The sequence below is a fragment of the Nocardioides salarius genome, assembly GCF_016907435.1.
GTDB lineage: Bacteria > Actinomycetota > Actinomycetes > Propionibacteriales > Nocardioidaceae > Nocardioides > Nocardioides salarius.
The window spans coordinates 1,257,855-1,278,789 of the sequence record NZ_JAFBBZ010000001.1 but is presented as its reverse complement, the minus strand read 5'-3'; the positions used below and the strand labels follow the sequence as shown (position 1 = coordinate 1,278,789).

The 20,935-nt window shown below is 69.1% G+C and carries 13 protein-coding genes, 1 tRNA gene and 3 rRNA genes; 16 read left to right on the top strand and 1 reads right to left on the bottom strand.

The window, feature by feature from the left end; genetic code table 11:
- The first annotated feature begins 1 nt into the window (after window position 1).
- The 6 genes from JOE61_RS06235 (at window position 2) to JOE61_RS06210 (ending at window position 3,770) form a co-directional block, all read left to right on the top strand.
- A complete protein-coding gene (locus JOE61_RS06235; protein WP_307822841.1) occupies window positions 2-718 on the top strand; it encodes a uracil-DNA glycosylase in 717 nt (238 codons plus the stop codon).
- Entirely contained in the window at window positions 715-1,263 is a 549-nt protein-coding gene (locus tag JOE61_RS06230) for a glycine cleavage system transcriptional repressor (protein WP_193670057.1), read from the top strand. The genes JOE61_RS06235 and JOE61_RS06230 overlap by 4 nt, the downstream gene beginning before the upstream one ends.
- Window positions 1,260-1,814, top strand: a complete 555-nt coding sequence (def, locus tag JOE61_RS06225; protein ID WP_193670056.1) for a peptide deformylase — start codon at window positions 1,260-1,262, stop codon at window positions 1,812-1,814. Before JOE61_RS06230 ends, def begins: the two co-directional genes overlap by 4 nt.
- 15 nt (window positions 1,815-1,829) lie before the next feature.
- A tRNA-Leu gene (locus JOE61_RS06220) sits at window positions 1,830-1,906 on the top strand.
- Window positions 1,907-2,097: 191 nt separating this feature from the next.
- The gene (locus JOE61_RS06215; RefSeq protein ID WP_193670055.1) at window positions 2,098-2,727 is read left to right on the top strand and encodes a class I SAM-dependent methyltransferase; all 630 of its coding nucleotides are present in this window, start codon (window positions 2,098-2,100) and stop codon (window positions 2,725-2,727) included.
- 179 nt (window positions 2,728-2,906) lie between these two features.
- Window positions 2,907-3,770 (top strand): Bax inhibitor-1/YccA family protein, encoded by an 864-nt coding sequence (locus tag JOE61_RS06210; RefSeq protein WP_193670054.1) that lies wholly within the window; start codon window positions 2,907-2,909, stop codon window positions 3,768-3,770.
- A 76-nt stretch (window positions 3,771-3,846) separates the two neighbouring features.
- Here JOE61_RS06210 and JOE61_RS06205 read toward each other — a convergent pair whose 3' ends face one another.
- Complete coding sequence (locus tag JOE61_RS06205; RefSeq protein ID WP_193670053.1) at window positions 3,847-4,875, bottom strand: SGNH/GDSL hydrolase family protein; 1,029 nt, start codon at window positions 4,873-4,875, stop codon at window positions 3,847-3,849.
- A 116-nt stretch (window positions 4,876-4,991) separates the two neighbouring features.
- On the opposite strand from JOE61_RS06205, the gene JOE61_RS06200 reads away from it, so the two are divergent.
- The 10 genes from JOE61_RS06200 (at window position 4,992) to JOE61_RS06155 (ending at window position 20,931) form a co-directional block, all read left to right on the top strand.
- The gene (locus tag JOE61_RS06200) at window positions 4,992-6,392 is read left to right on the top strand and encodes a cystathionine beta-synthase (RefSeq protein ID WP_193670052.1); all 1,401 of its coding nucleotides are present in this window, start codon (window positions 4,992-4,994) and stop codon (window positions 6,390-6,392) included.
- A gap of 94 nt (window positions 6,393-6,486) precedes the next feature.
- Window positions 6,487-6,942, top strand: coding sequence for a Zn-ribbon domain-containing OB-fold protein (locus tag JOE61_RS06195; RefSeq protein WP_193670051.1), 456 nt, complete (start codon window positions 6,487-6,489; stop codon window positions 6,940-6,942).
- Window positions 6,939-8,135, top strand: a complete 1,197-nt coding sequence (locus tag JOE61_RS06190; protein WP_307822840.1) for a lipid-transfer protein — start codon at window positions 6,939-6,941, stop codon at window positions 8,133-8,135. The genes JOE61_RS06195 and JOE61_RS06190 overlap by 4 nt, the downstream gene beginning before the upstream one ends.
- 766 nt (window positions 8,136-8,901) lie before the next feature.
- Window positions 8,902-10,423: ribosomal RNA gene (locus JOE61_RS06185) — 16S ribosomal RNA — on the top strand.
- A gap of 421 nt (window positions 10,424-10,844) precedes the next feature.
- Window positions 10,845-13,979, top strand: a 23S ribosomal RNA gene (locus tag JOE61_RS06180).
- Between the two features lie 151 nt (window positions 13,980-14,130).
- Window positions 14,131-14,247, top strand: a 5S ribosomal RNA gene (rrf, locus tag JOE61_RS06175).
- Together the 16S, 23S and 5S rRNA genes form the textbook arrangement of a ribosomal RNA operon.
- 147 nt (window positions 14,248-14,394) lie before the next feature.
- A complete protein-coding gene (locus JOE61_RS06170) occupies window positions 14,395-15,849 on the top strand; it encodes a cytochrome ubiquinol oxidase subunit I (RefSeq protein ID WP_193668952.1) in 1,455 nt (484 codons plus the stop codon).
- Window positions 15,850-15,879: 30 nt separating this feature from the next.
- Window positions 15,880-16,899 carry a cytochrome d ubiquinol oxidase subunit II gene (cydB, locus tag JOE61_RS06165; protein ID WP_193668953.1) on the top strand — a complete coding sequence of 340 codons (1,020 nt, stop codon included), beginning with the start codon at window positions 15,880-15,882 and terminating at the stop codon, window positions 16,897-16,899.
- Window positions 16,896-20,267 carry a thiol reductant ABC exporter subunit CydD gene (cydD, locus tag JOE61_RS06160; RefSeq protein ID WP_193668954.1) on the top strand — a complete coding sequence of 1,124 codons (3,372 nt, stop codon included), beginning with the start codon at window positions 16,896-16,898 and terminating at the stop codon, window positions 20,265-20,267. The genes cydB and cydD overlap by 4 nt, the downstream gene beginning before the upstream one ends.
- Complete coding sequence (locus JOE61_RS06155) at window positions 20,260-20,931, top strand: response regulator (RefSeq protein WP_193668955.1); 672 nt, start codon at window positions 20,260-20,262, stop codon at window positions 20,929-20,931. Before cydD ends, JOE61_RS06155 begins: the two co-directional genes overlap by 8 nt.
- The last annotated feature ends 4 nt before the right edge of the window (window positions 20,932-20,935 follow it).

Below are 20,935 nucleotides of genomic sequence, written 5' to 3'. Positions count from 1 at the left end.
GGTGCCCCGCGAGCCGCTCGACCCGCTGCAGCGGCTCGAGGACCGCCTGGTCGACTGTCGGGCCTGCCCGCGCCTGGTCGCGTGGCGCGAGCAGGTCGCGCGCGAGAAGCGGGCGGCGTACGCCGACGAGGACTACTGGGGGCGACCGGTGCCCGGCTGGGGCTCGAGCGACCCGCGCATCCTCGTCGTGGGCCTGGCCCCGGCCGCCCACGGGGCCAACCGGACCGGGCGGATCTTCACCGGCGACCGCTCCGGCGACTGGCTCTTCGCCTCCCTGCACCGGGTCGGCCTGGCCGCGATCCCGACCAGCACCCACGCCGGCGACGGCCAGGCGCTGCGCGGCACCCGCCTGGTCTCCGCGGTGCGCTGCGCGCCGCCCGACAACAAGCCCACCCCCCCCGAGCGCGACACCTGCGCGCCGTGGCTCGACGAGGAGCTCGCGCTGCTGCTGCCCGGCGTCGAGGTCGTGGTGGCGCTGGGCGCCTTCGGGTGGGCCGCGGCCCTGACGGCGCTGGCCCGGGTGGGCGCCGACGTGCCGCGTCCGCGTCCGCGCTTCGGGCACGCCGTCGAGGTCCGCCTGCCCGTCGACGGGCGCGAGCTGCCGCTGCTGGGGTGCTACCACCCGAGCCCGCACAACACCGTCACGGGGCGGCTGAGCGAGCAGATGACGGACGAGGTGCTCGGCCGCGCCGCGGCTCTTGCGAGAATGGACGGGTGAGCACCGACCCCGCACCGACCAGCCTGCACGCCGTCACCGTCCTGGGCCACGACCGGCCCGGCATCATCGCCGAGACCACCGGCCGTCTCGCCGAGCTGGGCCTCAACATCGAGGACTCCACGATGACGCTGCTGCGGGGGCACTTCGCGATGACGCTCGTGTGCTCCGGGCCCGCGGCCGGCGTCGAGATCGAGCAGGCGCTGGCCCCGCTGGCCGCCGACAGCGCCCTCACCGTCACCGTGCGCGACGTCGACGACGCGCACGCCGAGCCGGCCCCCGTGGGGCAGGGCACGAGCTGGCTGCTGACCGTGCACGGCGGCGACCGTGCCGGCATCGTCTCGGCGATCATCGGCCGGGTCGCGATGGTGGGCGGCAACATCACCGACCTCACCACCCGGCTGGCCGGCGACCTCTACCTGCTCGTCGCCGAGATCGACCTGCCCGCCGACGCCGACGCGGGCGCGCTGTCGCACGCCATCGACGAGGCCGCCGCAGGCCTCGGCGTGCGCGCCACGCTGCGCGCGGCCGAGGCCGACGAGCTGTGAGCGAGCACCCGGTCGCGGCCTGGAGCGAGCACGACCTGGGCGTCGAGGGACGTGTGCTCGAGGTCGTGCTCGCCCCCGCGGAGGTGCTCTCGACGGTGGGGGAGCGGGTCGACCCCTGCAGCGCCGAGAGCCTCCAGCTGGCCGCCGACCTCGTCGCCACGATGCGGGTCAGCCCCGGCTGCGTGGGCCTGGCCGCGCCGCAGGTCGGGGTCAGCGCCCAGATGTTCTGCGTCGACGTGTCCGAGCACCCCAAGACCCGCGGGCACCACGGCACGTTCGTGCTGTGCAACGCCGAGGTCGTCGCCTCGAGCCGCAACGAGAAGGCGCGCGAGGGGTGCATGAGCGTCCCCGACCTGACCGGCGACGTGAAGCGCGCCTCGCGCCTGACCGTGCGCGGGCAGCTGCCGGGCACCGGCCTGGAGGTCGAGGTCGAGACCAGCGCCTTCGAGGCCCGCGCCCTGCAGCACGAGATCGACCACTGCCAGGGGCTGCTCTTCGTCGACCGGGCCGCGGGTGCGCACGCCATCTACGCGCGCAAGACTTACCTCTGAGCCGACAGGCTCACGGCCCCTGTATCCCAATCGGCAGAGGAAACCGCCTTAAAAGCGGCTCAGTCTGGGTTCGAGTCCCAGTGGGGGCACCACGAGACGGGAGTACGCTTCTGGTGGGGAGGGAACCGAGCACCGGCCACTCATGCCCCCCATCCGTGGCCGGCAGCTCCTGCCCCCGGCAGGGCCGATCGCGGTGCCGCTGCGACCGCGAGGAATGTCCCCGGCCCTGCCGTCACCCTCCCTCGGCGCCCGCGGGGCCCGGCCGGCACGCCATGATGGGCGGATGAGCGAGCACGACGAGCGGCACCAGTGGAGCGCCCGGGCCTGGGACGAGCGGTACGCCGAGAAGGGCGCGATCTGGAGCGGACGGGTCAACCCCCGCCTGGTCGAGCAGGCCGGCGACCTGGAGCCTGGCACGGCCCTCGACGTGGGCTGCGGCGAGGGCGGCGACGCGTTGTGGCTGGCCGCCCGCGGGTGGCGGGTCACCGGCATCGACGTCTCCCAGGTCGCGCTCGACCGGGCCGCCGCCCGCGCCGCCGAGGAGGGTCTCGAGGTCGACCTGCGCCAGGTCGACCTGCTCGACGAACCCGTGCCCGGCGGCCCCTACGACCTGGTCTCCGTCTTCTTCCTGCACGTGCCCCGCCCGGTCTTCGACGCCCTGTACGCCGCCCTGGCCGCGACCGTGGCGCCCGGCGGGTCGCTGCTGGTGGTGGGCCACCACCCCGACGACGAGCACACCGGCGTGCGCCGCCCGCACGGCGAGGACCTGCTCTTCGGCCCCGACCGGGTCACCGCGCTGCTCGACGACACCGAGTGGGAGCTGCGGACGGCGGAGGCGCCCACCCGGTCGCAGGACCTCGACGGCCGGCCGGTCACGGTCACCGACACCGTCGTGCACGCCGTACGCCGCTGACCCGGCCCGGCGCCAGTTCCTCGTGCCGGCTCGGCGTTTCTCAGCGACTTCACAGCCGCCCCCGCGACCTTCGGGGAACGCGGGCGCCCGCCGCGGCGTTGGACTGGTCAGAACCACTACAGTGGATCCACCACAGCGGCCGTCGACGCGGCCACCACCCGGCCTCCAAGGAGAGACCAATGAAGAGCAACAACCCGGTGTTCTCGCGCTCGGAGGAGTTCAACCGCTCCGGCGCGAACGCCTACGGCAACCAGACGTACGCCGGGGGCTACGGCTCCGACCCCTCGACCTGGGGGACCGGCACCCCCGGTGACACCGGCCACGCCGCCCCGCAGGCGCCGGCCGCCCCCATGACCATCGACTCGGTGGTCCAGAAGACCGCGATCACCCTGGGCGTCGTGCTGGTCACGGCCTTCGCGACCTGGATCCTCACCCCCGACCTGACCGACAGCACCCAGGCCGGCGGAGCACTCTACGCCGCCCTGATGATCGGTAGCCTGGGCGCCTTCGCCCTGTCGATGGTCAACTCCTTCAAGAAGGTCATCAGCCCCGCGCTGGTGCTGGCCTTCGCCGCCCTCGAGGGCGTCGCGATGGGCGCGTTCTCGAAGTTCATCGAGCAGACGTTCGTGCCCCAGGACGGCCCCTCGATCGTGATGCAGGCGGTCATCGGCACCTTCGCCGCCTTCGCCGGCACCCTGGCCGCCTACAAGTTCTTCGACATCAAGGTGGGCGACAAGTTCCGCACCTTCGTGGTCGCGGCGATGTTCGGCATGGTGGCCCTGGGCCTGCTCGAGGTCGTGCTCGGCATGTTCGGCAGCGCGATGGGCTTCCTGGGCTTCGGTGCCCTGGGCCTGCTCTTCGCGGTCGGCGGCCTGGTGCTCGGCATCTTCATGCTGATCCTCGACTTCGACTTCGTCGAGCAGGGCGTGGCCAACCGGATCCCCGAGCAGGAGTCCTGGCGTGCGGCGTTCGCGCTGACCGTCAGCCTGGTCTGGATCTACACCAACCTGCTGCGCATCCTCGCGATCCTCCAGCAGGACTGATCGACCCGCAGCACCCCGCACCACGCGAAGGCCCCCGGAGCACCGCTCCGGGGGCCTTCGTCGTACGCGGCGCGGCTCAGACCTGGGCAGGCAGGTCGTGCTCGTCGTTCTCGTCGGGCGTCTCGCCGGCGGTCGCGGGCCGGCGCCGGCGGTGGCGCAGCTCGACCCACAGCCCGCGCACGCCGCGGCGGTCGCCGCCCACCTGGGTGCCGTCGAGCTCGGTGCCGGGGGTCTTGACGGCCTGGATGGCGGCGTCGGTGATCGGCAGCACGCCCTCGCCGCGCAGCGCCTGCAGGGACTCCTCGTCGGCCTCGATCACGTCGAGGGCGGCCAGCACGCTGGGCAGCAGCACGGTGACCAGCGAGCGGTAGCCGGTCGCGGAGGGGTGGAACTGGTCGGGGCCGAAGAGCAGCGCGGGCGCGGCGGCGAACTCGGGGCCGAGCACCGAGCCGAGCGAGACGGTGCGCCCGCCCTCCTCGATGACCGCGATGGTCTGGCCGGCCGCGAGCCGGCGCGACCACGAGCGGGCCACCTGCTTCAGCGGCGGCGCGATCGGCTTGAGGGTGCCCAGGTCGGGGCAGGTGCCGACCACCACGGCGACGCCGGCCTCGTGCAGGCGGCGCACGCCCTCCTGCAGGTGCCGGATCGAGGTGGCGGGCGGGACGATGTGGGTGACGTCGTTGGCGCCGACCAGGATCAGCGCGACGTCGGGCTCGATGGGCAGCGCGCGGTCGATCTGCTCGTCGAGGTCGGAGGTCTTGGCGCCGACGACGGCGAAGTCGCGCAGGTAGACGCGGCGGTCGGCGTGCTCGGCCACGCCGCTGGCCAGCAGCGCCCCGGGGGTCTGCTCGACCCGCTCGACGCCGTAGCCGGCCGCGCTGGAGTCGCCGAGCAGGGCCACCTTGATCGCCGGACCGGGCCGGCCGCGGCCGTACCAGCCGGTCGGGTCGGGCGGCGGCTCCTCGAGGATCGGCCCGATGGTCTTGCGGGCCAGCTTGGCCTCGGCGGTCAGGACGCCGTAGAGGCCGGCGCCCAGCACGGAGAGCCCGCCGCCGCCGTAGGCCGCGGCGGACGCGAGCTTGCGTGCTGCTGCTGCCTTCCCCACACCGGGGAGTGTAGTGACCGCGCGGACCCTGACCGGACCACCCCGGAGGCGCCGGAGCGACCGGTGGTCGTCGTCACGTTTGGTCGCGGCGCCCCCGGCCGTCCTAGATTGTCGACATGCAGTACGTCGACTCCGTCCTGGACCTGATCGGCAACACCCCGCTCGTGCGCCTGAGCCGCACCCTCGACGGGCTGGCCGACGGCCCCCTCGTGCTGGCGAAGGTGGAGTACCTCAACCCGGGCGGCTCGGTGAAGGACCGCATCGCGACCCGCATGATCGAGGCCGCGGAGGCCTCCGGCGAGCTGCAGCCCGGCGGCACGATCGTCGAGCCGACCTCCGGCAACACCGGCGTCGGGCTGGCGATGGTGGCGCAGCAGAAGGGCTACAAGTGCGTCTTCGTGTGCCCCGACAAGGTCAGCGAGGACAAGCGCAACGTGCTGCGGGCCTACGGCGCCGAGGTCGTGGTCTGCCCCACCGCGGTCGCCCCCGAGCACCCCGACTCCTACTACAACGTCTCCGACCGGCTGGCCTCGCAGCCCGGCGCCTGGAAGCCCAACCAGTACGCCAACGTGCACAACCCGCGCAGCCACTACGAGACCACCGGCCCCGAGGTCTGGGAGCAGACCGAGGGCCGGGTCACCCACTTCGTGACCGGGATGGGCACCGGCGGCACCATCTCCGGCGTCGGGCGCTACCTCAAGGAGCAGGCTGCGCTGGCCGGGCGCCAGGTCCAGGTGGTCGGCGCCGACCCGGCCGGCTCGGTCTACTCCGGCGGCGACGGGCGCCCCTACCTCGTCGAGGGCGTGGGCGAGGACTTCTGGCCCGAGACCTACGACCGCTCGGTGGCCGACCGGGTCATCGAGGTCTCCGACGCCGACTCCTTCGCGATGACGCGCCGCCTGGCCCGCGAGGAGGCGCTGCTGGTGGGCGGATCCTGCGGCATGGCCGTGGTGGCGGCGCGCCAGCTGGCCCACGAGCTGGCCGAGGAGGGCCGCACCGACGCCGTCATCGTCGTCCTGCTGCCCGACTCCGGGCGCGGCTACCTGACCAAGATCTTCAACGACGAGTGGCTGGCGCAGTACGGCTTCGCCACCTCCGAGGGCGGCGACGTCTCGCGGACCGTGGGGGAGGTGCTGCGCGGCAAGTCCGGGCGGCTGCCCGACCTGGTGCACACCCACCCCAACGAGACCATCGCCGAGGCCGTGGCGATCCTGCAGGAGTACGGCGTCTCGCAGATGCCGGTCGTGCGCGCCGAGCCTCCGATCGTGGCCGCCGAGGTCGCGGGCTCCGTCTCCGACCGGGCCCTGCTCGACGCCCTGTACGCCGGCCACGCCCACCTGACCGACCGGGTCGAGGACCACATGTCGGCGCCGCTGCCCACCATCGGCGCCGCCGAGGAGGCCACCGACGCGGTGCGCCTGATGGAGAGCGCCGACGCGGTGCTGGTGCACGAGGACGGCAAGCCCGTGGGCGTGCTGACCCGCCAGGACCTCCTGGCCTTCCTCGCCCGCGCCTGAGACACCCCGCTCCGTCGCCGCTGGGTGAGACCGCGGTGGCCGCGGCGCCGCCTCCCGGGCTAGTGTGAGAACACGTTCTAGTTCTGGAGGGCGCATGTCCGCACCTGCCATCGAGGGGTGGTTCACCACCGGCCCCGACCCCACGCTCACCGGCGAGCGGTGCACCACCTGCGCCACGGTCTACTTCCCGCCGACGATCGCCGCGGCCGGCTACTGCCGCCACCCGGCGTGCGAGGGCGAGGAGTTCGAGCGGGTCCCGCTCTCGCGCCGCGGGCGGGTGTGGTCCTACACCGACGCGCAGTACCAGCCGCCGCCGCCGTACCCCGCCCCCGACCCGTTCGAGCCGTTCGCGATCGCAGCCGTCGAGCTGCCCGAGGGCATCGTCGTGCTCGGCCAGGTCGCCCGCGGCTACGGCGTCGACGACCTGCGCGTGGGCGCCGAGGCCGAGCTCGTCGTCGAGCCCGAGGCCGTGGGTGACGCCCTGGTGTGGAAGTGGCTGCCGCTGGGGTCGGGCCACGTCACCGAGCTGGGCGAGGAGGCCGACCAGTGAGCCCCGCCGACCGGGGGGTCGCCGTCGCCGGGGTGGGCATGCACCCGTGGGGCAAGTGGGGCCGCAGCTTCGTGCAGTACGGCGTGCACGCCGCCCGCCAGGCGCTCGGCGACGCGGGCGTCCCGTGGAGCGACGTCGACCTGGTGGTCGGCGGCGAGACCGTGCGCAACGGCTACGCGGGCTACGTCGCCGGCTCCACCTTCGCCCAGGCGCTGGGCTGGAACGGCGCGCGGATCGCCACGTCGTACGCCGCCTGCGCCACCGGCGCGCAGGCCCTCGACACCGCGCGGGCACGGATCCTCGCCGGGCTGTGCGAGGTGGCGCTGGTCGTGGGCGCCGACACCACGCCCAAGGGATTCCTGGCGCCCAACGCCGGCGAGCGCTGGGACGACCCCGACTGGCTGCGCTTCCGTCTCGTGGGCATGACCAACCCGGCCTACTTCGCGATGTACGCCCGCCGGCGCATGGACCTCCACGGCGCGACGCCCGAGGACTTCGCGCAGGTGAAGGTGAAGAACTCGCGGCACGGGCTGGCCAACCCGAACGCCCGCTACCGCAAGGAGGTCAGCGTGGCCGACGTGCTGGCCAGCGCGGTGGTCAGCGACCCGCTGCACCTGCTCGACATCTGCGCGACCTCCGACGGCGCCGCCGCGGTGGTGCTCGTCTCCGAGGACTACGCCCGTCGGCACGGCCTGGGCGAGAGCGTGCGGATGAGTGCCGTCTCCACGGTCACGCCCACCTTCCCGAACACCGTCCTCGACATGCCGCTGCTGTCCACCGACGCCAGCGGCGGCACCGAGCCGGAGCACACCTTCAAGGAGTCCCTGGCCACGGCGGCCTACGAGGAGGCCGGCCTCGGACCCGAGGACGTCGACGTCGCCGAGGTCTACGACCTCTCGACGGCGCTCGAGCTCGACTGGATGGAGGACCTGGGGCTGTGCGCGCGGGGTGAGGCCGAGTCCCTGCTGCGCGCGGGGGAGACCACGATCGGGGGGCGGATCCCGGTCAACCCGTCGGGCGGCCTGGCCTGCTTCGGCGAGGCCGTGCCCGCCCAGGCCCTCGCCCAGGTCTGCGAGCTCACCTGGCAGCTGCGCGGGCAGGCCGAGGGCCGCCAGGTCGCGGGGGCACGGGTCGGCATCACCGCCAACCAGGGTCTCTTCGGCCACGGCTCCGCGGTGGTCCTGGTCCGCTAGGGAGGCCGCGCGGGCGGCCCACGCCCACGTGGCCCACCACGCGCTCGCCGAGGGCCGCCACCCAGGAGCGCTCCTGCCCCTCGCGCACGATGAGCTGCTCGACCGGGAAGGGCAGCGGCCACCGCATCGGGTACGACGACGTGGGCTGCTGCTCGCCGAGCGAGCGCACCAGTGCGGGCAGGTCGCAAGGCGTGCGGGGACGCACGACGGGGGAGGGGAGCACCGCGCCAAGCACCGCGCCGTCGTCCCCGTCGTGGCCGGCCGGACGGGCCTCCCCGAGGGTGGGAACGCCCCGAATTGACGCTTCCGGGACGGCCGACCTAATGTTCTTCTCGTTGCCCCGGCAGCCGGCCGAAAGGCCCGGACCGGAGCACAGCAGGACCCGAGGCATCCGCCTCAGACCTCCAGCAGCAGGACTCGCTGGCAGGTCTGTCGGTGTGCCTGGGGGCGGATGCTCGCCAGCCGAGTGTCGCGCAGCTCCCCGGAGTTGACGCGGTACACCCGGACGGGTAAGTTTCTGCAGGTTGCCCCGCCGCTGGTGCCGAGAGGTGCTGGGACGGTGTGCGTCTGATTCTTGAGAACTCAACAGTGTGTCATAGTCGACGAATTAGTTTGTTATGCCCCGTCGATCATGGATGTCCCTTCGGGGGTTGATGTGGTTGATGGTTTCTTTGGTAAGACGATGATTCTGGCAATTGTCAGTTTTGTTCTCTTGTCAGGCATCTCTTTTTCTGCACTGGCCTGATGGTTGGTGTGGTGTTGTTTTTCAACGGAGAGTTTGATCCTGGCTCAGGACGAACGCTGGCGGCGTGCTTAACACATGCAAGTCGAGCGGTAAGGCCCTTCGGGGTACACGAGCGGCGAACGGGTGAGTAACACGTGAGTAATCTGCCCTTCACTTCGGGATAAGCCTCGGAAACGGGGTCTAATACCGGATATGACCGCTTCACGCATGTGATGGTGGTGGAAAGTTTTTCGGTGGGGGATGTGCTCGCGGCCTATCAGCTTGTTGGTGGGGTAATGGCCTACCAAGGCTTCGACGGGTAGCCGGCCTGAGAGGGTGACCGGCCACACTGGGACTGAGACACGGCCCAGACTCCTACGGGAGGCAGCAGTGGGGAATATTGGACAATGGGCGGAAGCCTGATCCAGCAACGCCGCGTGAGGGATGACGGCCTTCGGGTTGTAAACCTCTTTCAGTAGGGACGAAGCGCAAGTGACGGTACCTACAGAAGAAGCACCGGCCAACTACGTGCCAGCAGCCGCGGTAATACGTAGGGTGCGAGCGTTGTCCGGAATTATTGGGCGTAAAGGGCTCGTAGGCGGTTTGTCGCGTCGGGAGTGAAAACACTGGGCTTAACTCAGTGCTTGCTTCCGATACGGGCAGACTAGAGGTATTCAGGGGAGAACGGAATTCCTGGTGTAGCGGTGAAATGCGCAGATATCAGGAGGAACACCGGTGGCGAAGGCGGTTCTCTGGGAATTACCTGACGCTGAGGAGCGAAAGTGTGGGGAGCGAACAGGATTAGATACCCTGGTAGTCCACACCGTAAACGTTGGGCGCTAGGTGTGGGGTCCATTCCACGGATTCCGTGCCGCAGCTAACGCATTAAGCGCCCCGCCTGGGGAGTACGGCCGCAAGGCTAAAACTCAAAGGAATTGACGGGGGCCCGCACAAGCGGCGGAGCATGCGGATTAATTCGATGCAACGCGAAGAACCTTACCTGGGTTTGACATACACCGGAAAGCTGCAGAGATGTAGCCCCTTTTAGTCGGTGTACAGGTGGTGCATGGCTGTCGTCAGCTCGTGTCGTGAGATGTTGGGTTAAGTCCCGCAACGAGCGCAACCCTCGTCCTATGTTGCCAGCAAGCCTTCGGGCGTTGGGGACTCATAGGAGACTGCCGGGGTCAACTCGGAGGAAGGTGGGGATGACGTCAAGTCATCATGCCCCTTATGTCCAGGGCTTCACGCATGCTACAATGGCCGGTACAAAGGGCTGCGATCCCGTGAGGGGGAGCGAATCCCAAAAAGCCGGTCTCAGTTCGGATTGGGGTCTGCAACTCGACCCCATGAAGTCGGAGTCGCTAGTAATCGCAGATCAGCAACGCTGCGGTGAATACGTTCCCGGGCCTTGTACACACCGCCCGTCACGTCACGAAAGTCGGCAACACCCGAAGCCGGTGGCCTAACCCCTTGTGGGAGGGAGCCGTCGAAGGTGGGGCTGGCGATTGGGACGAAGTCGTAACAAGGTAGCCGTACCGGAAGGTGCGGCTGGATCACCTCCTTTCTAAGGAGCACACGCCCCGATGCCAGACGCCTGTTCTGGTACGTATGGTGGTGTTCACTAGTGGAATCGTCGATGATGCTTCGCCTTGGTGGGCGGGGTCTTCTCAGTACTGCTCGCACATGCGCTCTTTGAGTGGGTGTGGGGGTGTGGAACCTGGAGGCTCTCGTTTGTTGGGGTGGGGTTGGCACACTGTTGAGCTTTGAGGGATCAGGTGACTGGTCTGCTCGATGCCTCCTGGTATCCCAGGTCCACCGGATGGTGGGTCTGGGGGCTTGGTGGGCTGGTTGTTTGTGAATTGGATAGTGGACGCGAGCATCTGACGCGACAAAAGCATCTGCCTCTTGTGTGGGGTGGGTGTGGGTGTCGTGTCTTTCTAGATGTAATTAATTCTAGTCTTTGTAGTTTTTGTTGAGTGTTTGTGAGACAAGCTATGAAGGGCACATGGTGGATGCCTTGGCATCAAGAGCCGATGAAGGACGTAGGAGCCTGCGATAAGCCCTGGGGAGTTGGCAACCAAGCTGTGATCCGGGGGTGTCCGAATGGGGAAACCCAGCTGGAGTCATGTCCAGTTACCCGCGCCTGAATATATAGGGTGTGTGGAGGGAACGTGGGGAAGTGAAACATCTCAGTACCCACAGGAAGAGAAAACAATAGTGATTCCGAGAGTAGTGGCGAGCGAAATCGGATGAGGCCAAACCACGTACATGTGATACCCGGCAGGGGTTGTGTATGTGGGGTTGTGGGATCGCATGGGTGGGTCTGCCGGCCTACCACACAGTAAGAAACTCGTGATGAAGTTGAAGTCCGCTGGAAAGTGGCGCCGTAGAGGGTGATAGCCCCGTAAGTGTAAGTCGCGAGCTGTGATGCGCATATCCCAAGTAACACGGAACCCCTGAAATTCCGTGTGAATCTGGCGGGACCACCCGTTAAGCCTAAATACTCCTTGATGACCGATAGCGGACAAGTACCGTGAGGGAAAGGTGAAAAGTACCCCTGGCGGGGAGTGAAATAGTACCTGAAACCGTGTGCCTACAATCCGTCGGAGCCTTGCTCACACTTGTGTGACGGGGTGACGGCGTGCCTTTTGAAGAATGAGCCTGCGAGTTTGCGTTGTGTTGCGAGGTTAACCCGTGTGGGGAAGCCGTAGCGAAAGCGAGTCCGAATAGGGCTACTTAGTAGCACGATCAAGACCCGAAGCGAAGTGATCTATCCATGGGCAGGTTGAAGCGCGGGTAAGACCGCGTGGAGGACCGAACCCACTTAGGTTGAAAACTGAGGGGATGACCTGTGGATAGGGGTGAAAGGCCAATCAAACTTCGTGATAGCTGGTTCTCCCCGAAATGCATTTAGGTGCAGCGTTGCGTGTTTCTTGCCGGAGGTAGAGCACTGGATAGCCGATGGGCCCGACCAGGTTACTGACGTTAACCAAACTCCGAATGCCGGTAAGTGAGAGCGCAGCAGTGAGACTGCGGGGGATAAGCTCCGTAGTCGAGAGGGAAACAGCCCAGACCATCAGCTAAGGCCCCTAAGCGGTGACTAAGTGGAAAAGGATGTGGAGTCGCACTGACAACCAGGAGGTTGGCTTGGAAGCAGCCACCCTTGAAAGAGTGCGTAATAGCTCACTGGTCAAGTGATTCCGCGCCGACAATGTAGCGGGGCTCAAGTCATCCGCCGAAGCTATGGCATTCACATAAGCCCAGCACCCACTTGATGGGTGTTCAGGTGTGTGGATGGGTAGGGGAGCGTCGTGTCGCGAGTGAAGCGCCGGAGTGATCCAGGTGTGGATGCGACACGAGTGAGAATGCAGGCATGAGTAGCGAATCACGTGTGAGAAACACGTGCGCCGAATGATCAAGGGTTCCAGGGTCAAGCTAATCTGCCCTGGGTAAGTCGGGACCTAAGGCGAGGCCGACAGGCGTAGTCGATGGACAACGGGTTGATATTCCCGTACCGGCAAAGTAGCGCCCATGACGAACCTGGTGATGCTAACCATCTGAAACATCCGTGATCGGACCCTTCGGGGCGAGACGCGGGTGCGTAGCGTGGGACCCGAACTGGTAGTAGTCAAGCGATGGGGTGACGCAGGAAGGTAGTCCAACCGTACCGATGGTTGTGTACGGCTAAGCATGTAGGGCGAGATCTAGGCAAATCCGGATCTCTGACTTCGATGTCGGGCTTGAGATGTGATGGGGACCCCGTTGGGGGGAAGTGGATGATCCTATGCTGTCGAGAAAAACCTCTAGCGAGCTATGCGCCGCCCGTACCCCAAACCGACTCAGGTGATCAGGTAGAGAATACTAAGGCGATCGAGCGAACCACGGTTAAGGAACTCGGCAAAATGCCCCCGTAACTTCGGGAGAAGGGGGGCCCGGAACGTGAACACCCTTGCGGTGGGAGCGGGAAGGGCCGCAGAGACCAGGCCCAAGCGACTGTTTACTAAAAACACAGGTCCGTGCGAAGTTGTAAGACGATGTATACGGACTGACTCCTGCCCGGTGCTGGAAGGTTAAGAGGACCTGTTAGGTAGCAATACCGAAGCGGAGAATTTAAGCCCCAGTAAACGGCGGTGGTAACTATAACCATCCTAAGGTAGCGAAATTCCTTGTCGGGTAAGTTCCGACCTGCACGAATGGAGTAACGACTTGGGCGCTGTCTCAACCGTGGACTCGGCGAAATTGCACTACGAGTAAAGATGCTCGTTACGCGCGGCAGGACGGAAAGACCCCGGGACCTTTACTATAGTTTGGTATTGGTGTTTGGTTCGGCTTGTGTAGGATAGGTGGGAGACTGTGAAGCATTCACGCCAGTGAGTGTGGAGTCATCGTTGAAATACCACTCTGGTCGTACTAGATGTCTAACCTAGGTCCGTTATCCGGATCAGGGACAGTGCCTGATGGGTAGTTTAACTGGGGCGGTTGCCTCCTAAAGAGTAACGGAGGCGCTCAAAGGTTCCCTCAGCCTGGTTGGCAATCAGGTGGCGAGTGTAAGTGCACAAGGGAGCTTGACTGTGAGACAGACATGTCGAGCAGGGACGAAAGTCGGAACTAGTGATCCGGCGTCGGCATGTGGAAGCGACGTCGCTCAACGGATAAAAGGTACCCCGGGGATAACAGGCTGATCTTCCCCAAGAGTCCATATCGACGGGATGGTTTGGCACCTCGATGTCGGCTCGTCGCATCCTGGGGCTGGAGTAGGTCCCAAGGGTTGGGCTGTTCGCCCATTAAAGCGGCACGCGAGCTGGGTTTAGAACGTCGTGAGACAGTTCGGTCCCTATCCGCCGCGCGCGCAGGAAACTTGAGAAAGGCTGTCCCTAGTACGAGAGGACCGGGATGGACGAACCTCTGGTGTGCCAGTTGTCCCGCCAGGGGCACGGCTGGTTAGCTACGTTCGGAAGTGATAACCGCTGAATGCATCTAAGCGGGAAGCACGTTTCAAGATGAGGTTTCCCACCGGGTCAACCGGGTAAGGCCCCCAGCAGAACACTGGGTTGATAGGCCGGAGGTGTACAGCAGCAATGCCTAGCCGACCGGTACTAATAGGCCGAGGGCTTGTCCCACAACCACTCAGCTGAACCTACAAGGTGAGCTGCTCGCGTCCACGAATCCACACACACAAACCACCACACATGACACATCCACATGTGAATAATGGCTTGGCACACACCACCACCCAGTGAACATCAACCTGGGTGTGTGTGCCGCAAGAGTTACGGCGGCCATAGCGAAAGGGAAACACCCGGTCCCATCCCGAACCCGGAAGTTAAGCCTTTCAGCGCCGATGGTACTGCAACCGAGAGGTTGTGGGAGAGTAGGACGCCGCCGGACAATTCTTCTCAGCAGCCCCACCGCACCGCGGTGGGGCTGCTGTCATTTCCAGACCCTTTCCGCGCCGGAAAGGATGGGGACCTTGGTCCCCATCGTCGGGGACCCACGACGCTGCCCCGGCGCCTCGGCGGGCCCGAGGATCAGGTCGTGGATCTCGACACCCTCGACATTGCCCGTTGGCAGTTCGCCATCACGACCGTCTACCACTTCCTCTTCGTGCCGATCACCATCGGTCTCTCCGCCATGGTGGCCGGCTACGAGACCGCGTGGTTGCGCACCGGCAACGAGCAGTGGCTGCGACTGACGAAGTTCTTCGGCAAGCTCTTCCTGATCAACTTCGCCCTGGGCCTGGTGACCGGCATCGTGCAGGAGTTCCAGTTCGGGATGAACTGGTCGGACTACTCGCGCTTCGTCGGTGACGTCTTCGGGGCACCGTTGGCCATCGAGGGGCTGCTGGCGTTCTTCCTGGAGTCGACGTTCCTCGGGTTGTGGATCTTCGGCTGGGACCGGCTGCCCCCCAAGCTGCACGCCGCGACCATGTGGTTGGTCCACATCGGCACCGTGCTCTCGGCCTACTTCATCCTGGCCGCCAACTCCTTCATGCAGAACCCGGTCGGCTACGCGTTCAACCCCGAGACCGGACGCGCCGAGCTGACCGACTTCGTCGCGGTGCTGACCAACAAGGTGCAGCTCGTGACCTTCCCGCACACCGTCGCGGCGGCGTACATGACGGGCGCCGCCTTCGTGGTGGGGATCTCGGTGTGGCACCTCGTGCGCGGCCAGGGCCGGGACGAGGGGCAGGACGCCCGGATGTACCGCAGCGCGGCACGCACCGGGGCCTGGGTGCTGCTCGCGGCGTCCGTGGCCGTCACGGTCTCCGGTGACGTCCAGGGCAAGATCATGACCGAGGTGCAGCCGATGAAGATGGCTGCCGCCGAGGGGCTCTACGAGACCGAGCAGCCTGCCGCGTTCTCGATCCTGACGATCGGGTCGCTCGACGGTAGCGAGGAGAGCTTCGCGATCAAGGTGCCGGGGCTGCTGTCCTGGCTCGGCTCCGGCAGCCTGGACGCCGAGGTGCGGGGCATCGACGACCTGCGCGAGGAGTACGTCGAGACCTACGGCCAGGACCCGGGAGAGGCCTACTACTCCGCCGGGGACTACACCCCCGTCATCCCGCTGACCTACTGGAGCTTCCGCCTGATGATCGGGCTCGGCATGGCCGGCGCGGCCGGTGCGGTCGCCGTGCTCTGGGCCACCCGCCGTGGCCGGCGGCTCCGGTCGTCGCGCTGGGTGTGGCTGGGCGTCGCGCTCCCGCTGATGCCGCTGTTCGCCAACAGCTTCGGCTGGATCTTCACCGAGATGGGCCGCCAGCCCTGGGTCGTCTTCGGGCTGATGACCACCGAGCGCGGAGTCTCGCCAGGCGTCAGCCCGGCGGAGGCACTGACCTCGCTACTCGTGCTCACCGCGCTGTACGGGGTGCTGGCCGTCGTCGAGCTCAAGCTCCTCCTGCACTACATCGTGCGTGGAGCCGACGCCTTCGAGGCCCCCACGCAACGCGACGACGACCAGGACCCCGACCGCCCGCTCGCCTTCGCCTACTGAGCGACGAACCCGACGAGGAACGCAGGACACATGGAACTGACCACCATCTGGTTCACGCTGATCGCGGTGCTGTGGATCGGCTACTTCGCCCTCGAGGGCTTCGACTTCGGGGTGGGCATGCTGCTGCCCGTCCTGGGACACGGTGAGCGCGAGCGCCGCGTGCTGATCAACACGATCGGGCCGGTGTGGGACGGCAACGAGGTGTGGGTGCTCGTCGCGGGCGGAGCGACCTTCGCGGCCTTCCCCGAGTGGTACGCCACCCTCTTCAGCGGGTTCTACCTGCCGCTGCTGCTGATCCTGCTGGCCCTGATCGTGCGGGGCGTGGCGTTCGAGTACCGCGCCAAGCGCCCCGAGGCGCAGTGGAAGGCGCGCTGGGACGCCGCCATCGTCGTCGGGTCCGTGGTGCCGGCGCTGCTGTGGGGCGTGGCCTTCGCCAACATCGTGCGCGGGGTCCCCATCGACGCCGACCTCGAGTACGCCGGCGGCTTCTTCACCCTGCTCACCCCCTACGCGCTGCTCGGCGGCGCGATGACGCTGCTGCTGTTCCTGACCCACGGCGCGATGTTCATCGCCCTCAAGACCGACGGCCCGATCCGGCACGCCGCCCGGGCGCTGGCGCTCAAGGTCGGCGTCGCGGCGGCCGTGGTCGCCGTGGCGTTCCTGGGCTGGACCCAGCTCGAGACCGGGAACGCCGCCTCGGCCGCGCTCTTCCTGGTCGCCGCGCTGGCCCTGGTCGCCGGCCTGGGCGCGGCCCGGGCCGGACGCGAGGGCTGGGCGTTCATCGGCACCTTCGCGACGATCGTGCTCGGGGTGGGCGGGCTGTTCGTCGCGCTCTTCCCCGACGTCATGCCCACCACGCTGGCCGGCGGGGTCGGCCTGACCACCACCAACGCAGCCGCGACCGACTACACCCTGGGCATCATGACCGTCGTCGCCGTGGTCTTCACCCCGGTCGTGATCGGCTACCAGGCGTGGACCTACTGGGTCTTCCGCCGGCGGATCGCCGTGCACCACATCCCCGAGCCGGTGCTGGCCGGCACCGACGCGTGAGGCCCACCGACCCCCGGCTGCTGCGCCGCCTGGGCCCCGCCCGGCTGCCGCTGGCCGTGGTCCTGGCCTGCGGCGGGGTGGGCGCACTGCTCGTCATCGCGCAGGCGTTCGCCGTGACGGGCCTGGTCGTCGCCGCCGTCGAGGGCGCTGGTGCCGGGTCCTGGGTGCTCGCCACGGTCGCCGTGCTCGCCGGTCGGGGGCTCGTCGGATGGGTCGGCGACGTGGCCGCAGCCCGCTCGGCCGCGCTCGTGGGCAGCGACGTACGCCGGCACCTCGTCGCGCGCCTGCTGGCGCCGGGCGGGCCCGACGTGGCCCAGGGCCGGCTCTCGCTGCTGGTGACCCGGGGGGTCAGCGCCACCGAGCCCTACCTGACCCGCTACCTGCCGGCCCTGGTGCTGGCAGCAGTGCTGCCGCTCCTCACCGTCGCAGCGATCGCCACGCAGGACGTCCTCAGCGCGGGCATCGTGGTGGCCACGCTGCCGCTGGTGCCGGTCTTCGGCATCCTCGTGGGGTTGGCGACCCGGGACCGCGCCGATGCCCAGTGGCGCGCGCTGTCGTCGCTGTCGGGGCACTTCCTCGACGTGGTGCGCGGCCTGCCGACGCTGGTCGGGTTCCGACGTGCGCAGGCACAGTCGTCGACGATCCGCCGGATCACCGACGACTACCGGCGCCGGAGCATGGGGACCCTGCGCGTCGCCTTCGCCAGCTCGGCCGTCCTCGAGCTGGTCGCCACGCTGTCGGTCGCCCTGGTCGCGGTGACCGTGGGGCTCCGGCTCGCCGAAGGCGGCCTCGACCTGCGCACCGCGCTGGTGGTGCTGCTCCTCGCGCCCGAGGCCTACTGGCCGCTGCGACGGGTGGGCGCCGAGTTCCACGCCGCCGCCGAGGGCGTGGCGGCCTTCGAGCAGCTCAGCGAGGTCCTCGACGCCCCCGCCGCCGTGCCGCTCGAGGGCGCCGCGCCCGCTGCCGGTCCAGGGCCCCTGGTCGTCCGCGCCCTGTCGCTGACCCGCCCGGGACGGCAGGCCCCGGTGCTGCACGACCTCGACCTGGTGGTGCCGGAGCGGGGGCTGACCGCGCTCACCGGGCCTTCGGGCTGCGGCAAGTCGACGCTCCTGTCGTTGCTGGCCGGGCTGCTCGAGCCGACGGCCGGTCACCTCACGCGTGGCGGCGCGCCCCTGGAGGTCACCGCGCAGTCGTGGCAGCGCCAGGTCGCCTGGCTGCCCCAGCGCCCGGGCTTCGTGGCGGGCACGATCGCCGACAACCTGCGGCTGGGCCGCAGCGGGGCCGGTGACGACGAGCTCTGGGAGGCGTTGGCCAGGGTCGCCCTCGAGGAGCGCGTGCGTGACCTGCCCGACGGTCTCGGATCGTGGCTGGGCGAGGACGGCGCCGGCTTGTCGGCCGGCGAGCGCGCGCGGCTCGCCCTGGCCCGGGTGGTCGTGGCCGACCGTGCCTGGCTGCTGCTCGACGAGCCCACGGCGCACCTCGACGAGCTGACCGAGCAGGTGGTCGCCGACACGCTGCTAGAGCTGGCCCGCAGCCGCGCGGTGGTCGTGGTGGCCCACCGCCCGGCGCTGGTGGCACTGGCCGACCACGTCGTCGCCCTGCCCGGGCCGGCCGCGCCCGTCCCCGTCGCCCCCCGGTCCAGCGCTCCAGCCTCCGCCCCGGCACGCACGCCCGCTCCCGGAGCGGCGCAGGACCCGGCCCCACGGCGGGACCCGGGGCTGGGGCTGGCGACCCTCCTCAGCGCGGCGGCCTCGGCCTCGGGCGTGGCGCTGACCGCGACCGCCGGGTGGCTGATCGTGCAGGCCTCGACCATGCCGCCGGTCCTGACGCTGATGGTGGCGATCGTGGGGGTGCGCACCTTCGGCCTGGCCCGCCCCGCGCTGCGCTACGCCGAGCGGCTGCGCTCCCACGACGTGGTGCTGCGGATGCTCGCCGAGCGTCGCGTGTCGGTGTACGACGCCCTGGTCCCGCTGGTGCCCGGCCGGCTGGGTCGTCGTCGCGGCGACCTGCTGGCGGCCCTGGTCGACGACGTCGACTCCGAGCTCGACCACCGCCTGCGGGTGCAGCTGCCGGTGCGTGCCTTCGCGCTGGTCGTGGTGCTGGCGGTCGGCGTGACCTCCCTGCTCGAGCCCCGCGCCGCCCTGGTCGTCGCCCTGACCTCGGTGCTGGCCGGGGCGGCGGCGTACCTGCTGGGCAGGTGGGGCGCGGCCCGCGCCGAGCGCCAGGGGATCGCCCTGCGCGCCGCCCTGTCGGACCAGGTGGTGGCGGCGACGGCGCTGGCCGACGAGCTGGTCATGTGGCAGGGCGTCGACCGGGTCGCCGTCGGCCCCGTCGTCGGCCTCAGCGACCGGTTGGGGGCTGCCGCGACGCGGGCCGCGGCCTGGTGGGGAGCGGCGCGGGCCTGGGTGCTGCTGGTCACCGGGATCGGCGTGGCGGCGAGCGCCTGGTGGCTCGACGGCCTGGTGGTCACCGGTGCACTGTCGGCCCCGGTGCTGGCCCTGCTGCTCCTGGTGCCCCTGGCCCTGGCCGACGTGGCGCTCCCGCTCGCCGACGCCGGGGCGCTGTCGGCCCGCACCGACGCGGCGCGTCGTCGGGTCGCCGACCTCGTCGGGCGCACCCCCGCGGTCGTCGACTCGCCGGAGCCGGCGCCGGCCCCGGCCGGGCACGAGGTCGCCCTCGAGCACGTCAGCGCCGGCTGGGAGGGGGCGGACGCGGTGCGCGACCTCGGCCTGCGCCTGCCCGAGGGCGGGAGCGTCGCCCTGGTCGGACCGTCCGGCTCCGGCAAGAGCACCGTCGCGGCGCTGCTGCTGCGCTTCCTCGACCCGGTCTCGGGCGACGTGGCGCTGGGCGGGCGGTGCCTGGGCACGCTGGCCCTCGACCACGTGCGCGGCACCGTCGGCCTGGTCGACGACGACCCGCACGTCTTCGCCAGCACGCTCGTCGAGAACGTCCGCCTGGCCCGGCCGGGCGCCTCCGACGCCGACGTGGAGGCCGCCCTGCGCAGTGCCCGGCTCGGCGACTGGCTCGACCAGCTGCCCGAGGGGCTCGACACCTGGCTGGGAGACGGGCACGCCGCGGTCTCGGGCGGTGAGCGGGCCAGGCTGGCCGTGGCCCGGTCGCTCCTGGCCGACCAGCGGGTGCTGGTGCTCGACGAGCCCACCGCGCACCTCGACGAGGCGACGGCCGAGGAGCTCGCGGCCGAGGTGCTGGGCGCCCGGCGGCGCGTCGACGGCGGCTCCCGGGCCGCTCGGGACCGGGCCGGACGCTCGGTCGTGTGGATCACCCACGCGCGCGCCGGTCTCGACCGCGTCGAGGAGGTGGTAGATGTACGGGGACGCACCCTCACCCAGGAGCAGCCTCATGCCTGACACCCGAACCGACGGCCGGCGCGTGCGCGTCTACCTCCTCGACGACCACGAGGTCGTGCGGCAGGGCCTGCGCGCGCTGCTCGAGGGAGCAGGCGACATCGAGGTGGTGGGGGAGTCGGGGCTGGCCGTGGAGGCCACCGCCCGCATCCCCGCCCTGCGACCCGACGTCGCGGTGCTCGACGCCCGGCTGCCCGACGGCTCCGGGATCGAGGTGTGCCGAGCGGTCCGGGCGGTCGACGACTCGATCCGGGCGCTCATCCTGACGTCGTACGACGACGACGAGGCGCTCTTCGCCGCGATCATGGCCGGCGCCTCGGGCTACGTGCTCAAGGAGGTCACCGGCCTCAACCTCGTCACCGCGGTCCGCCAGGTCGCCGAGGGCATGTCGCTGATCGACCCCGCGCTGACGGCCCGCGTGCTGGACCGGGTCCGCAACGGGCCCTCCACGGCACCGGAGCTGGAGAGCCTCACCGAGCGGGAGATGGAGCTGCTCGCCCTGATCGCCGAGGGACTCACCAACCGCCAGATCGGGGAACGGATGTTCCTGGCGGAGAAGACCATCAAGAACTACGTCTCGGCCATCCTGGCCAAGCTGGGGCTCGAGCGACGCACCCAGGCCGCGGTGCTGGCCAGCCGGCTGCTGGGCCCCGACGGCCGGTCCTGATCCG

Coding starts and splice junctions, on each gene's coding strand:
- cydB (WP_193668953.1), top strand. CDS start 15,880: ATGGAACTGACCACCATCTGGTTCACGCTGATCGCGGTGCTGTGGATC.
- JOE61_RS06215 (WP_193670055.1), top strand. CDS start 2,098: ATGAGCGAGCACGACGAGCGGCACCAGTGGAGCGCCCGGGCCTGGGAC.
- JOE61_RS06155 (WP_193668955.1), top strand. CDS start 20,260: ATGCCTGACACCCGAACCGACGGCCGGCGCGTGCGCGTCTACCTCCTC.
- JOE61_RS06195 (WP_193670051.1), top strand. CDS start 6,487: ATGTCCGCACCTGCCATCGAGGGGTGGTTCACCACCGGCCCCGACCCC.
- JOE61_RS06210 (WP_193670054.1), top strand. CDS start 2,907: ATGAAGAGCAACAACCCGGTGTTCTCGCGCTCGGAGGAGTTCAACCGC.
- JOE61_RS06200 (WP_193670052.1), top strand. CDS start 4,992: ATGCAGTACGTCGACTCCGTCCTGGACCTGATCGGCAACACCCCGCTC.